Raw genomic sequence first — 14388 nt, forward strand, 5'->3', positions numbered from 1 at the left:
GGCAGGACGTTCCCCGCAGGCCTATTTCCACTCGATAGAGGCACGTACGGCCGCCGTACCGGCATCGTTGCGAATCTCGAACAGCGCCGTACGGCCGCGTTGTTCATAACCGACGGCAAGCGTCTGTCCGTAACGGCATTCGCGCAGGAAATGGATATCGAAGCGCACGGGCGCCTCCTGCATCAGCATCTCCAGAGGCAGCATGTCGATCATCATTTCTATATAGCGCATCGTATTGACATGGCGGTTGAAATCTATATCGCTGTAAACGACCTTGTGCATGACCGTCTGCGCCGGGTCGACATCGCGGATCTTGCGCGGCTTGTCGGTCGGCGAAGGGGCATCGACGATGGCGTCGGCATGGGCATCGCCCACCCACGACAGGTCGAGCGCCGAACGGCTCTTGAGGTCGATCATCGCCCACTGCGTCACCGCACGCCCGAATTCGTTGCCCGCGGCGTCGGTCAGCGTGAAATTACGCGTCGAGAGCACCCGCCCGTATTCATTGATCCACGTAGCGATCGTATAGTCGGTATACTGCCTGGGCTGGCAGTCGAATTCCACGGCCATGCGCGAGAGCACCCACGAATGGTTGTCGGCATTGAGGGCATCGACCCCGAAACCCTTGCCGTGGGCGTCTATGCCCGCCGTATTGAGGATCGCCGAGCCCAGCGACGGGATCGTGGCCCGGAGCGTAAAGTCCACATCCTGCGGTTCGACACGGTAGTTATAATGCGATTTTTCTCCCATGTAATTGATTTTTAGCGTTGCGTGACAGCAAAGATAAGAATTTTTCGTATATTTGGTTAAATATTAACCCTCATTAAAATCGTTAGTTATGGAAATGAAGAAACTCGACTTCGCGGAAACCCTGAAGGATTCGATCGAAATCGGCGTCAAGAACGCCCCGTCGATCGTCGTGGCAGTGATCCTGTGGCTGGTAACCATCTGGATCCCCTACATAAACATCGGGACGACCATCGCCATCAAATTATTACCCGTCGAACTGGCCAAAGGCAACGTAATCAATCCGCTCTCGATCTTCGACAGCAAATACCGCCGCTATATGGGCGAATTCCTCATCACATGGGGGCTGATGCTGATCCCGATCTATATCGCCACCCTGTTCCTTGTCGTCCCGGGCATCGTGCTGTCCCTGTCCTGGACGCTCTCGTTCTATTTCCTGCTCGACAAGGGCAAGAACCCGATTGAAGCCATCAAGGCGTCGAACGACGCGACATACGGCAGCAAGTGGACGATGTTTTTCGTCATACTGGTATTCAGCATCATCATGGGTATCGTGTACGGGATTTTCCTGTTCGTCTGCGAGGCCATCGACGTCGCGTTCATTACCTTCGTCGTGATGTTCATCCTCCTCGTGCTGGCGGCTTCGATCGCAATGGCCATCGACGCCTCGTTCTGGAAACAGCTGAAAGACAACGTGGAATAAATACGCCCCACGACAACCGAAGGACGGCACCGGAGCCGTCCTTTTTTATCCGCGACCAATTATTTTATCGAAAAACGATAAATATTATTTGTTTTTCGAAAATAAATACTAATTTTGCACTATCGAAACTCAAAAACAAACAACATGCAGAACAAAAAAAGACTGCACAAACATTTACTGCTGATCTACATCATCTACTTCGCGGCGCTGATCGTAGGTTTCGCTGCGAGCTTCGTCCCGGATTTCTCGCGCGGATGGCGCGATGCGCAGGACACGCTGGAGATCGAGATCCCGCAGGGCGGCATACGCTCCTATTACGTCTCCGCCCCGGTAGTGCGCAAGGCCGGCGAGCCGATCGTGATCGAGGGGCTGCCCGCCACCGTCGAACCGACGATCAGCCGGATAGACCTGCGCGTACAGGTGGACGAAGCCTATACGCTGCTCAATGCATTCAAGGTGATGGGTAACAACGTCTACTGCTACCTGCTGATGGTGATAACCGGCCTCTCATACCTGACGATCCTCGTACTGATCGCCCTGATAATCAATTCGCTCCGCAAGTCGATCCGCGACGAACAGCCGCTGCGCCACAGCAATATCCTGCGTACGCGCGCCATCGGCATCCTGATCCTCGTAGCGGAACTGAGCGAGGCCCTGATGAAATACATCAGCAATACCGAGGCGGCACGACTGCTCGAAGGCACCTCTTTCGAGGTCGTGGGGACATTTCCGCTGAGCTACTGGAATGTGATCGTCGGTATTTTGTTCCTCTTCATGGCCGAGGTTTTCTCCCTCGGGACGCAACTGAGCGAAGAACAGAAACTGACTATCTAAAATAAGTAACATAGCATGGCAACGATACAGACAATTAAAGGGGGGGGGACGACATTATGGCTATAATAATCAATATAGACGTCATGATGGCCAAGCGCAAGATGTCACTCGGCGAACTGGCCGAGCGGGTAGATATTACGCCCGCCAACCTCTCGATACTCAAGAACGGGAAAGCGAAGGCCATCCGGTTCTCGACGCTCGAAGCGATCTGTCGCGAGCTCGACTGCCAGCCGGGGGACATCATCGAATACCGCCCCGACCTGCCCGCTGAAGAAGAATAACACAAAAACCCTAATACGATCGATTATGAAAAAATTAACAATGCTGGTTGCAGCCGCTTTCGCAATGACGAGCGCAATGGCCCAGCTCAACCCGATGGAGCCGATCCCGGCGGACAAGGATGTCCGGACGGGTAAACTCGAAAACGGAATGACCTATTACATCCGCCACAACGAAAAGCCGAAAGGACAGGCGGATTTCCACATCCTGCACGACGTGGGAGCCATCCAGGAGAACGACTCGCAGCAGGGCCTCGCCCACTTCCTCGAGCACATGGCCTTCAACGGCACGAAGAACCTCCCCGGCAAGCAGATGATCGAATACCTGGAGAAGATAGGCGTGAAGTTCGGCGCCAACCTCAACGCCGGTACCAGCTGGGACATGACTTCGTACATGATGAAGGATGTCCCGACCTCGCGCGAGGGCATCATCGACAGTGCGCTGCTGATCCTGCACGACTGGTCGCACTTCATCGCCCTCCAGCCCGAGGAGATCGACTCGGAGCGCGGCGTGATCATGGAGGAGCTCCGCACCCGCGACGGCGCTTCGTGGCGTTCGACCATGAAGATGCTCCAGGCGCTGGGCAAGGGCACGAAATACGAGCACCGCAACCTGATCGGCTATCTCGACGGACTGAAAGGCTTCCAGCACAAGGAACTGGAGGATTTCTACAACACGTGGTACCGCCCCGACTACCAGGCGGTCGTGATCGTGGGTGACATCGACGTCGATGCCGTCGAAAACAAGCTCAAAACGCTGATGAGCGACATTCCGGCCCCCGCCGCAGATGCCGCACAGAAAGAAGTAATCACGGTACCCGACAACGAAGAACCGATCATCAGCATCTACACCGACCCCGAAATGCAGGGTTCCCGCGTGCAGGTGTTCGTAAAGCGCCCTGCCGTACCCGAACAGTACAACAACCTGGTATACGGTGAGATGCTCGACGTGGTACAGGCTTACATGACCACGATGGAGAATGCCCGCCTGCAGGAGATTTCGATGCAGCCCGACGCCCCGTTCCTGGGTGCAGGCATGAACTCGGGCAGCATCGGTGTAATCCCGACGCTCGAGGCCACGACCTTCGTCGCCATGACGCAGGACGGCAAACTGGCACAGGGTTTCGAAGCCCTCTACACGGAGATGGAGAAGGTGCGCCGCTACGGCTTCACGCAGGGTGAGTTCGAGCGCGCACAGAACGACCTGATGCGCCGCGCCGAGCGTTCGTACACGAACCGCAACGACCGTCGCAACGCCGAATTCGTGCAGACATACCTGGACAACTACCAGCAGAATACGCCCATGCCCGACGCCGAAACCGAATGGCAGCTGGACAGCATGCTGATCAAGGCGCTCAACGTCGAAGCGGTCAACGCATTCGCACAGCAGGCGATCTACCCCAACAACCAGGTGATCGTCATCACGGCGCCTGAAAAGGAGGGTGTCGTAAACCCGACGGCCGAGGAGATTCTCGCCATCCGCGACAAGGTCGCCGCGGCCGAGATCGGAGCATATGAGGACAACACGGTCAAAGAGCCGCTGATCCCCGAAGGAACCGCCCTAAACGGTTCGCCCGTGAAGAAAACCGCACAGAACGCCGAGTACGGCGCAACGGAATGGACGCTGGCCAACGGCGTGAAGGTCATCGTGAAGCCCACGACCTACAAAGCCGACGAGGTACGCATGTACGCCCAGGCCAAGGGCGGCCTGTCGATCCTCACGGACGAGGAGTTCTACATGGGCGAGATGATGCCGGCATTCAACTCGATGTCGGGCGTAGGCAAGTTCTCGGCCACCGACCTCAAAAAGCAGCTTTCGGGCAAATCGGCGTCTGTACAGCCTTCGGTGGAGAACTACGCCAGCGAGATGAACGGCTTCTGCTCGCCCAAAGACCTGGAGACGATGTTCCAGCTGCTCTACCTCAACTTCACGCAGCCGCGCTTCGATGAGAACGACTACAACACGCTCATGAAGATGCTGCGCGCACAGTTAGAGAACGTCAAGTCGAACCCCGACTACCTGATGGAAGACAAGTTCATCGACGTGGTATACGGCAACAACCCGCGCCGCCAGATGGTGTCGACCGAGATCATCGACAAGTTCAGCTTCGAAGCGCTGCCGGCCATCTACAAGAAACTCTATCCGGATGCCAACAGCTTCGTGTTCAAGTTCGTGGGCAACGTCGACCTCGAAACGCTCAAGCCGCTCGTGGAAAAATACATCGGATCGCTCCCGACCTCGAAGAAACCGATGACGTTCGTGGATGACAAATGCGCTCCCGTGAAGGGCGAAGTGACCGAGGATTTCACGGCTTCGATGCAGCAGCCCAAGGTTTCGGTACGTTACAGGTTCTCCGGCGAAATGCCCTACACGCTCAAGAACAAGGCTGCGCTGACATTCCTCACGCAGGCGCTCAACTCGCGCTACCTGGTTTCGATCCGCGAGGAGAAGGGCGGCACGTACGGCGTACAGGTGTCTGGTTCGACGGAATACATCCCGAGCGAGACCTACGACATGACTATTTCGTTCGACACCAACGAGGAGATGGCCGACGAACTGCGCGAGATCGTAATGAAGGAGATCGAAGAGATCGCCGCCAACGGCCCCAAGAGCGAGGACATCGAGAAAAACCGCGAGTTCATGCTCAAGAGCTGGAAAAACAGCCTCGAACAGAATGCCGGCTGGATGAACTACCTCAACAGCAAATACGGCTCGGGGCTCGACTACCTGGCCGATTACGAGGAGGTGCTCAAGACGCTGACCAACGCCGACGTACAGGCCATGGCCAAGAAGGTGCTCGCCGACGGCAACCTCGTGAAAGTCATCATGCGCCCCGCGAAGGAAGAGGCGAAATAAGCCCCCATCCGACAAAATGAAAGGCAGCCGTTTTCACGGCTGCCTTTTTGCTTGCAACAGGGATGGGGCAATATCATTTCACCACCACGTCCTTGTCGGTGTTGAGCGTCAATTGGTAGGTCGCATAATTGCCCGAGCCGTTGGTAAACTTGGTATAGATGGCCGTCAGGTCAACGACCGAACCGGATACGGGGATTTTGTTGTCGCGGAACTGGCTGTAACCGCTCGTGCGCACCACATAGTTGCCCGGGGCGGCATTGGTGCCCGTACCGGCAGCCTGCGCGTCGTAGGTGAACCAGGCCGAGCCGTAGAAAAACGCGTCGGCATTCGTACCGGGGAGCTTACGCATGGTCGCCCAGGTAGCCCATTGGTCGATATCCTCCCACCCGGGGGAATTCACGTCGTAGGAGATGGAATTGGCGAAATAATTGGGAAAGGTGTTCTTATAGCCCCACGGCGCCGTACCGAAGCGGCTCTCGACCCCTTCGAAACGAACCAGGCGCCCGAGGTCGTCGTCCGACAGCACAGTCAGGTAGTTGTCGCGCGTGACGACCAGCGTATCTGACTTCAGCATCGGCTGCTGTTCGCCCGAAAAGATGTGCTCGTCCTGCATGATCTTGCTCTCGATATTGTCGTTCGAATAGCTCGCATTGTAGGAGGTCGTACCGATGCTGACCATGCCGCGGTAGTTCCCCAGCACGAGCCCTTCGAGGTCGACGTAGACGATCTGCCCGACGGGATGGAACAGGTAGTTGCCCGTGTTGAGCTTGAGCTCGATGGCCGACTCGGAGGCCTCGTCGTAGAGGTATACCGACTTGTAGACATTGCCGAAGCGGTCGGTCGAAATGACCTTGCCCGAGGTGAACAGCGGCTCATCGACCGTCCACGACGCCACGGTACCGTCGTTCATACCCGCATTCTCAGCCCGGAAGCGCGCCTTCAGCTCCCCGACGGAAATGTATTCCAGTCCCTTCGCCTCGAAATCGGCGCGGGTATAGACCCTGGCCGGCCCCGGATTCAGGTAATCGCTGTAACAGCCTGTGAAAAACAGGGCTGCGGCAGCCGCCAGTAACAATTTGAATAATTTATCCATAGCATTCATGTTTTATTCGTCCAGCCGTCAGAAACGGAAATAGAGATTGAGGTAATAGGTCGTACCGAACATGTAAAAATACTTCGAGTCGAAAGCCTGGTAGGTCGTCACGGTGGTCTCGGTATTTTTCGAGAGGCGTGTCTGCTCATAGCCGCCGGTCTTGATGTCCTGATTGTTCAGGATGTTCTTGACGTCGAGGCTGAATCCCAGCGTATACTTGCGGTGGATATACCAGTTCTTGCCGATACTGGCATTGAGCGTATAGGCCGAGTCGAACTTCTCCTGGCGTCGCAGGTGTTCGATGTCGCCGGGCGCCATGCCGCCCGTGATTACGGCGTCGGTACGGTAGATCGGGCTCATCGAGAGATACATGTTGTTGTAATAGTTGAAGTCGGCCGAGAGGTAGATGTTGTTGTTCGAGCGCCACGACAGGCCGACGTTGACGGCCGTCTGGGGTGTGCTCTCGACCCGGAAATCCTTCCAGTAGACATAACCGTCGGAGACGATATCGCCGCTGTTGTCCTGCGTTTGCAGGTAATAGGGGTTCGAATCGTAGGTATATTGTCCCCAGCTCACGGCGCCGTTCAGGGCGAGCGTGTGGTAGATCGGGATCGAGACGGCCGCCTCGAGGCCGAAATGCACCTTGTCGATGCCGCTCATGGCGAAATTGGTGAAGGTGGCGGCCACGTCGTCGTAATAGGAGATCACCTTCGACTGGTCGTAGATGCGGGTATAATAGCCCGAAATGCGCGCCTTGAAATCGCCGTAGCGCAGGTTGTACGACGCATCCACGCCGAGGACGCGCTCGGCCGAAAGCCCCGGTGTCGTGGTGTTGCGCGTACGGGGCGAAACGAACGAGGACTGGAACTCGGGCGCTTCCTGCATGTAGACGACGTTCGCCTCGACGGCATGCGCCGCGGAGAAGCGGTATGAGAAGTTACCCTTGGCCTTGTAGGTCAGGTAATCCAGTTTTCGGGAGTCGCCCTTCGAATTGTCGGGGAAGAGCCCCTTGCGCCACAAACCCTCGCGCCAAAGTTTCGCATAGCCCACTTCGCCGCCCACGGTGATGCCCAAGCCGCCGACGTTGAAGCCGTACGATGCCCACGCCCGGGTGCTGAGCACGTGGGCATAGTAATCGTAGCTGTACTTATCGCCCACCTTGGCGGCATGCGCATGGCCGTACTTGTTGTAATAGTCGAGGTTGTTCTGGTAGGCCTGCGTATTCGAACCGAAATCGCGTTCGGCGAATTTGTCGATGTCGGCCCAATAGTCTCCCCCCAGGAGGTCTTTCACCTGCGAGTAGTACTCCGTACGGTTACGGCGCAGCGAAAGTCCGCCGTTGATCCTGGAATCGTCGCGGAAGATATGCGAAAAACTGGCCACGAGGTTCCAGTCCAGTTGGTCGGTATGGCGCTCCTCGACCATGTAGTTAGACCGCCGGCCGGGGCCGTAGATCTGCTCGTCGAGGGGATCGTTCTGATTATAGTTGGTCTGGTACATCTGCTCCCAGTCGAAATGGCGGATGTTCTGGTAGTTGGCCTGCCAGTAGACCTGCTGCCATGCGGCACCGACATAGTTCTTGTCGAGTGCGAAATAGCTCGGCAGGTAACGATAGTAGTCGGGGCGCGGGTCTGGGCCGTTCTGCCACGTCAGTGCCGAGTAGCCGTTCCTGCCGAAGCGCAGCGCCGTGGCCAGCTCCAGCTTCGAACGGTCGGAGATGTCGAACGTGTAGTTGAGCATCACGATGGGTTCGTGGTTGTTACGCACGCGGGCATTGCGCTTCTTGCCGTCCTGCCAGCCCCAGTTGGGGTTGTAATAGTTGTTGCCTACCAGGTCGTAGGCCTCCTGCGTGGCGGCCTGTTGCGCACCGCGTTCGGTGGGGGCACCCAACAGGGTCAGCGCCAGGCGGTGGCGCTGGCCGAACTGCTTTTCGACGGCGGCGAAATAACCGAACGCATTGTAGTAAACGCCGTCGACATAGGAGTTGCCGCCCTGGCGGGTCGAAACCGAAAAGGCATACGACCAGCCGTTGTCCTGATAGCCCGAGGCATAGGTGACCATTGCACGGAAACGGTACATCGAATTGCCGTTCACGAGGCTGGCACGCAACCCCTTGCGCATCTGCGACGGGCTGGTGATGATGTTGGTCGTACCGCCGATGCCGCCCAGCCCGACGTCCGAGGCCACGATACCCGACGTCACCTCCTGGTTACGTGTGGCGTCGTTCAGGCCGCTCCACAGCGACCACGGCGTATAGCCCGTGAGGGCGTCGTTGAGCCGGATGCCGTTCATGTAGACGTCCTGGTACTGCGAATCGTAACCGCGGACGTTGAAGCGCATCTCACTGAACTTGTAGGACGCGATGTTGTTGAAGATGTCCTTAGAGGCCGAGAGCGACGTAGGCAATGCCTGCGCATCGTCGACGGTCTCCATGTCGAACTCCGCGAACACGGCGTCGTCGATCATCTGCCGGGGCACGTCGGGCACCAACACGACCGCATTGATGTCGCGCACCTGCGAACCCACGCGCACGGCGATGGCGAGGGGTTCGAACTCGGGGGTCTCGAACTGCAGCGAGTATTCGCCCGCAGGGACATTCTCGATGAGGAAATTACCCCGCTCATCGGACATCACGATCACGTCGCCCGGCGTCATCGTAACCTTCACGCCGTCGAGGGCCACACGCCCCGCACGCGAAACGACCCTGCCCCTGACGCCGCCGTCCTGTGCAAAGGCGGTCAGCGTGGTGACGGAGAGTACTAAAATCAGTAGAATTTTGACTTTCATAGACTATGTAGCTAAATTATTTGGCAAAATAGATATACACCGGGAAGTGGTCGCTGTAACCGCCCTGGAAGTTGTTTCCCACATAGGTACGCAGCGGATAACCTTTGTACTGCCCCTCCCGCTGCACCATGTAATGCCTGCGGAAGATGTTGCCGTAGTACTTCGAACCGGGAGCCTTGCGCAGTTGCATACCGTCGTCACCCGAGACCATGTTCCCCGAGACCACGATGTTGTCGAAGAGGTTCCAGGCGTCGCCGTAGGCGAGCGTACCGATCCCCGCACGCAGCATGTCCCCGAAGGGATTGTAGAAATCGCCGGGTTCGAGCTCCTTCATGCGCGTTCGGGCACCCAGGCCTTCGGCCATGCTCGGATCCGTCGGGTCGTCGTTGAAGTCGCCCATGGCAACGATCCGGGTCGCGGGGTCGGCTTTCAGCACCGAATCGGCGATCCGGCGCATCTGCTCCCCGACGGCGATGCGTTTGAATTCCGAAGCGTCCTTGCCGCCCAGCCGCGAAGGCCAGTGCGCCACCATGAAGAAGAAGGGTTCGTCGTCGATCCTTCCCCACATCGTCAGGATGTCGCGGGTCTTGAAATTAGGGAGCGACGGCACGACGGTTTTCACCGGATAGCTGCCCTCCAGTTTGAAGACTTCGGGGCGGTAGAGAAAAGCCACGTCGACGCCGCGCGCCTCGGGCGAATCGTAGTGCACGATACGATAATCGGCTGGCGCCAGTTTGGGCGCCGCCACGATATCCTCGAGCACGGAGCGGTTTTCGACCTCCGACACGCCGATCACGGCAGGATAGACCTTGTCGGCAGCCGCAAGGTCGAACAATACCCGTTCGATGTTGCCCAGCTTGCGGTTGTACTTGGCCGAGTTCCACTGTTTGGGCCCTTCGGGGGTGAACTCGTCGTCGAGCACCTCGGGGTCGTTGATCGTATCGAAGAAATTCTCCAGGTTGTAGAACATCACCTTGTAGGGCTTCTGCGCGAAGCACGCCACAATGAATGCCGCCAGCAACAGGGTGAATATCAATCGTTTTTTCATCATTCTGAAATTTTAAGGTTTTACAATCCCCACGAGGCGGCGTCTTTCTGCGCCTTGACGGCGGCGGGCACCGAAGGGAAGAATTCGAAACCCGTGAGGCTTTCGACCTCCGAAACGCTTTTCACCCAGCTCCTTGCAGTCCCCTGTCCGCCCGCATTCTCGACCCAGAACCCGATGGACTTCAGCTGGTCGGCCGGATAGTCGCCCAGCCGGTCGCCCGCCTGGCGGACATTGCCCTTGACCGTGCGGACGAACACCTTGAAATAGTAGTTCGGCACGGGGCACTGCTTGCCGTCGATATCGGGCGTTGCAAAGGTGCTGCCGGGATTCCAATAGGCGCCCGTGACGACATAGAGCGTATCGGAGCACATCCAGTTATCGCGCGCCATCTTCTCGAGCGCCGCCCAGGGATTCTGGTTCAGGCTGTAATTCTGGGGCGTCATATTCGAGAAATAGAAGGTCTGTGCCTGCATCGTGGCATTCCCGCTGCGGTCGGCGTTGGGGATCTGGTGCCCGCGGTCGAAATTCCGTGCCGGATAGCTTTTGGTCAGGTTGGCCTGGTACTCGGCGGCGATCTTGGGGTCGTATGCCCAGGTTTCGACACGCCCCGAACCCGTGTAAGCGCTGTGGAGCGGATAGGCCACCCACCAGGCGGCGAACTTGGTCTTGTCGAAGCACATCGTAAAGTTGCGGGCGTTGTAGGTTACACCCGTATTCTGGTTGCGCAACAAGGCGAAATGCGTCACATAGACATACGCATCGTCGGATTTCCGGGCCGGGATTTCCGGCCAGACAAGGTTATGGCCCGTCTGGTAGACATCGTCGGCTGCCGAGGTGCTGTATTGTGTGAGTTCCAGTTCGAGGGGCGCCTGCCCGTCGAACGTGAAGCGGATCATGGCATGCCGCTCTCCCCGGGTGTCGTTCGGCCAGTAATAGACATACTGGTTGCGGGCGGCGAGGCCCGTTCCGGCAATTCCGGTCTTGACGGTCTGCCCGCCCGGAGCCGTACGGTTGAACGAAACCCAGTCGGCGCCCGCCGTGATCTCGGCCCTCCACGATGTCCCCTCGCGGCCGTCCACGATCAGCACGGCAGCGCCCTCCCGGTCGGGGTGCACGGTCTTGGTGGGATCCCACTCCACGCGGAAGACCCCGGAACCCGAATCGGAGTCGTCGCTGCAGGAGGTGGCGGCGAAACCCGCCGCCACGACCGCAGCAACCCCGAGGAGCGTTCGTATCAGATATTTACGCATCCTCTTCATATCAATAGACCTGTACGCCCAGCACGATGGCACGCCCCGTATTGCGATCCGATGCCGCCGTGAAGTCGGGCGACGTGGAGATCGTCACGGTCGATGCGGCAGTCAGCCCCGTGAGCTGGAAGGTGTAGTAATCGGAATCGGTCACGTCAGTGAAGGTGAAGTCGTTGCCCGCCCCCGTGGCACCGGCGCTGGCCGTGATCGCATGGCTGCCGTCACCGCTCACCGCACCGCCGTTGTTGACCCGGATGTAGACCGTGGCGGCCTTGCCCGTCCATGCCACGGCATAGAACGACAGTTTCTTATCGCCCGTGAGCGATGCCCCCAGCGCCTCGGAGGTGAATACGCCGGCAAGGCTGCTCGTCCCGAGCTTGAAACCCGTAGCGGGCTGGCCGTCGATCGTCGAGTTGGAAGGATAGTAACGGTCGGTCGTGCTGGTGGCAGCCGGGATGAACTGGCTCATGGAGGTATAGATGCCCTTGGTATCGCCGCCCGACCCGGCCGCGAACTGCGTGAGCGTAACCTCGCGGCTGTTACCGCCCGCAACCGAGACGGTCATCGTGCGCACGATGTCGTCGGAGGTCGTGTTGGGAGCCGGAGGCGTGACGGTAACGGTGGTACCGTTGACTACGGCCGTGAAGGGCGCAATCGCATCGTTATCGACCGTCAGGGCGTTCGACCCGAGGTTGACGACCGTAACCTCAACATCCTTGGTTACCGTCTCCTCGGCACCCCAGGTCAGCGATGCGGGGTCGACCTCCGTAATTACGGGCGTCGAAGCATCGACCTTGAAGTCGGCGACATCCGCCGCGGACTGCGGGTAGAGCTGCGCCGCACCGTCGTAGACTTCGGCCACGCCGGTCAGCGAACCGGTCGTCACGGTCGACGAGATCAACTCGCCGCCCCATGCGACGGTCTTGTAGGTACGCACAGCCAGGTCGCCGCTCCCATCGGTAAACAGGCGGGTCGAATAGTTGGCCGTACCGCTGTACCACATCTCGCCGGCCTCGCCCTTGAATGCGAGCCCCGTGACCTTCACGTTCATACCCATATAATCGTTCGAATTGAACTGCGCGAGGGTGACGGACGGCACGACCATCTGCACGGGCGACGAGTTGTCGACCGCGGTCGTTACCTTATTGATCTTATACAGGCCATAGGAGTTGTAGACCGTACTCGTCGCATCGAGGGTCAGCGTGATCCGGGCGCCGACCGGGTAGTCGGCGACGGTTTCGTACGCCGCATCGCCGAGCAGGATACCCGAACCGGCATCCCCGGTGTTATCCACGACGGAGATCATCTGGTAAAGGTTGCCGCCCGCGTCGTTGGCGGCGATATATCCCTGAACGGTCTGTCCCGTCCACTCGCCGAGCGAAGCCTCGGCACCCGAAGCAGGTGCCAGCCCCTTGACGAAGGCAACGAATTCGGCAACTGTCTTGGGCTCGGCACTCGGCTTGGCGGCCTGCGCGACACGCAGGGTCAGCGGCGTGACGCCCTCGCCCGAGAAGGTGATGCTGCCCAGGTCTTTCGATGCGGAGGTTTCATTGGCTGCGGTCGCCGTGACGGTGACCGTACCGTTGTTATCCCCGCCCTGGGGTGAGATCGTGAAGCCGTCGCCGCTCATGGTGGCCGTCCACGCGATGTTGGCCGTGACGGTCACGGTCGCCGTAGCGCCCGACGTCGAAGCCAGCACGAGGTTATCCTCTGGTGAGATGCCGAGCGAAGCCCCCGAAGCGACGAATGCGGCCACATCCGAAGGCGTGGTCGGGATGACCTGTATGTTCTTGAAATTCTGTTCGGCGGTACCGAGCAGGGCGCCCGTCTTGTCGGCGATCGTGATCGCGGCGAAACCGGCGGCATCAGTTGCCGTAGCCATATAGCTCTGGACAGTCTCGCCTCCGGCGGCATCGAAGCGCACGACGCGCTTGGCGGAAGTCGCCCACGCCTCGCCGACGAACGACGACTGCGGCGTGAGGTTCGTGACCCGGACATACTGCCCCTGATAATTGCCCTCGTTGAGCGTCGCGGCCGAAAGCGTCGGCACGGCCACCTCGACGGCGGGATCGTCGGAGACGGTCACCACGACGTTCTTCAGCTCGCGCAGATTGCCGTAGGGCGCATACTGGGCAGCCGACAAGTCGAGCGTGACCTTCTTGCCGACGGGATATTTCGCGCTGTTATCGCGGGTAAACTCGGTCGTGCTGTAAAGGATGATGGCCGAGTTGGGCAGCGTGATGTTGTCGCCGACATAGAGCTTGCCGAAATTGTTGCCGCCCTCGTTGTTGGCGAGGATCACGGCGGGGATCGTCTTTTGGCTGTAATTCAGCTCTTCGGTACCGCTTTCAAGGCTCGGCCACGTGTTCTTGATGTAGGCCACCAGCGCGCTCACCTCACCGGCCTTGGGTGCCTCGCCCTGCTCGATGGTGACCTCTTTCGTCCAATAGGCGCCATAGGCGTTCTTCAGGTTGAACGAGAGCTTGGCGATACGGCCCACGTTGCTCGCGGGGATGGTGAATTCGACGGTGCCGTCGCCCGAACCCTGCGTCGCGGAGGGTGTAACCCAGTCGCTGCCCTCCAGGACTTCGAGCGTCCAGGGGCGGTTACTCTTTACGGTGAATGCGGAGGCGCCTTCCGGGGCACCGTCGGCATTGAACGTAAGCACATCGGGGGTGACTTCGAGATAAGGCATCCCCTTGTCGTCGTTATCGTCCACACATGAGGCCAGGGCCACGGCGGCAAAGAACGCCGTGCCGGACAATAACTTCCAAAAGTTCGATTTTTTCAT

10 protein-coding genes are annotated in these 14388 nt (G+C 58.7%); 4 read left to right on the forward strand and 6 right to left on the reverse strand.

All coding sequences use genetic code 11. The annotated features are described in order from the left end of the window. Positions 1–21 precede the first annotated feature (21 nt). Positions 22–750, reverse strand: a complete 729-nt coding sequence (locus NQ559_RS00855; protein WP_018695387.1) for an acyl-[acyl-carrier-protein] thioesterase — start codon at positions 748–750, stop codon at positions 22–24. Positions 751–838: 88 nt separating this feature from the next. Here NQ559_RS00855 and NQ559_RS00860 point away from each other — a divergent pair, with 88 nt between their 5' ends. From NQ559_RS00860 to NQ559_RS00875, 4 genes are all read left to right on the forward strand, one after another. After that, on the forward strand, positions 839–1450 hold the full coding sequence (locus NQ559_RS00860) for a hypothetical protein (RefSeq protein WP_018695386.1): 612 nt from the start codon (positions 839–841) through the stop codon (positions 1448–1450). A gap of 144 nt (positions 1451–1594) precedes the next feature. Next, positions 1595–2284 (forward strand): DUF2975 domain-containing protein, encoded by a 690-nt coding sequence (locus NQ559_RS00865; RefSeq protein WP_018695385.1) that lies wholly within the window; start codon positions 1595–1597, stop codon positions 2282–2284. 56 nt (positions 2285–2340) lie between these two features. Further along, positions 2341–2565: a helix-turn-helix domain-containing protein gene (locus NQ559_RS00870; protein WP_026318279.1), complete on the forward strand. Its 225-nt coding sequence runs from the start codon at positions 2341–2343 to the stop codon at positions 2563–2565. 40 nt (positions 2566–2605) lie between these two features. Beyond that, entirely contained in the window at positions 2606–5419 is a 2814-nt protein-coding gene (locus NQ559_RS00875; protein WP_018695383.1) for a M16 family metallopeptidase, read from the forward strand. 73 nt (positions 5420–5492) lie between these two features. Here NQ559_RS00875 and NQ559_RS00880 read toward each other — a convergent pair whose 3' ends face one another. Genes NQ559_RS00880 through NQ559_RS00900 form a run of 5 tightly spaced genes read right to left on the reverse strand, consistent with a single transcriptional unit; the run spans position 5493 to position 14388 of the window. Next, entirely contained in the window at positions 5493–6512 is a 1020-nt protein-coding gene (locus tag NQ559_RS00880; protein WP_018695382.1) for a DUF5689 domain-containing protein, read from the reverse strand. Positions 6513–6539: 27 nt separating this feature from the next. Continuing rightward, a complete protein-coding gene (locus tag NQ559_RS00885) occupies positions 6540–9299 on the reverse strand; it encodes a carboxypeptidase regulatory-like domain-containing protein (RefSeq protein WP_018695381.1) in 2760 nt (919 codons plus the stop codon). Positions 9300–9315: 16 nt separating this feature from the next. Next, on the reverse strand, positions 9316–10347 hold the full coding sequence (locus NQ559_RS00890) for an endonuclease/exonuclease/phosphatase family protein (RefSeq protein ID WP_022332966.1): 1032 nt from the start codon (positions 10345–10347) through the stop codon (positions 9316–9318). A gap of 20 nt (positions 10348–10367) precedes the next feature. After that, the gene (locus NQ559_RS00895; protein ID WP_018695379.1) at positions 10368–11597 is read right to left on the reverse strand and encodes a DNA/RNA non-specific endonuclease; all 1230 of its coding nucleotides are present in this window, start codon (positions 11595–11597) and stop codon (positions 10368–10370) included. Positions 11598–11607: 10 nt separating this feature from the next. Continuing rightward, entirely contained in the window at positions 11608–14388 is a 2781-nt protein-coding gene (locus NQ559_RS00900) for a DUF5689 domain-containing protein (protein ID WP_154654002.1), read from the reverse strand.

This window comes from Alistipes onderdonkii, assembly GCF_025145285.1.
Classification (GTDB): Bacteria; Bacteroidota; Bacteroidia; order Bacteroidales; family Rikenellaceae; genus Alistipes; species Alistipes onderdonkii.

Coding starts and splice junctions, on each gene's coding strand:
- NQ559_RS00855 (WP_018695387.1), bottom strand. CDS start 750: ATGGGAGAAAAATCGCATTATAACTACCGTGTCGAACCGCAGGATGTG.
- NQ559_RS00860 (WP_018695386.1), top strand. CDS start 839: ATGGAAATGAAGAAACTCGACTTCGCGGAAACCCTGAAGGATTCGATC.
- NQ559_RS00865 (WP_018695385.1), top strand. CDS start 1,595: ATGCAGAACAAAAAAAGACTGCACAAACATTTACTGCTGATCTACATC.
- NQ559_RS00870 (WP_026318279.1), top strand. CDS start 2,341: ATGGCTATAATAATCAATATAGACGTCATGATGGCCAAGCGCAAGATG.
- NQ559_RS00875 (WP_018695383.1), top strand. CDS start 2,606: ATGCTGGTTGCAGCCGCTTTCGCAATGACGAGCGCAATGGCCCAGCTC.
- NQ559_RS00880 (WP_018695382.1), bottom strand. CDS start 6,512: ATGGATAAATTATTCAAATTGTTACTGGCGGCTGCCGCAGCCCTGTTT.
- NQ559_RS00885 (WP_018695381.1), bottom strand. CDS start 9,299: ATGAAAGTCAAAATTCTACTGATTTTAGTACTCTCCGTCACCACGCTG.
- NQ559_RS00890 (WP_022332966.1), bottom strand. CDS start 10,347: ATGAAAAAACGATTGATATTCACCCTGTTGCTGGCGGCATTCATTGTG.
- NQ559_RS00895 (WP_018695379.1), bottom strand. CDS start 11,597: ATGCGTAAATATCTGATACGAACGCTCCTCGGGGTTGCTGCGGTCGTG.
- NQ559_RS00900 (WP_154654002.1), bottom strand. CDS start 14,388: ATGAAAAAATCGAACTTTTGGAAGTTATTGTCCGGCACGGCGTTCTTT.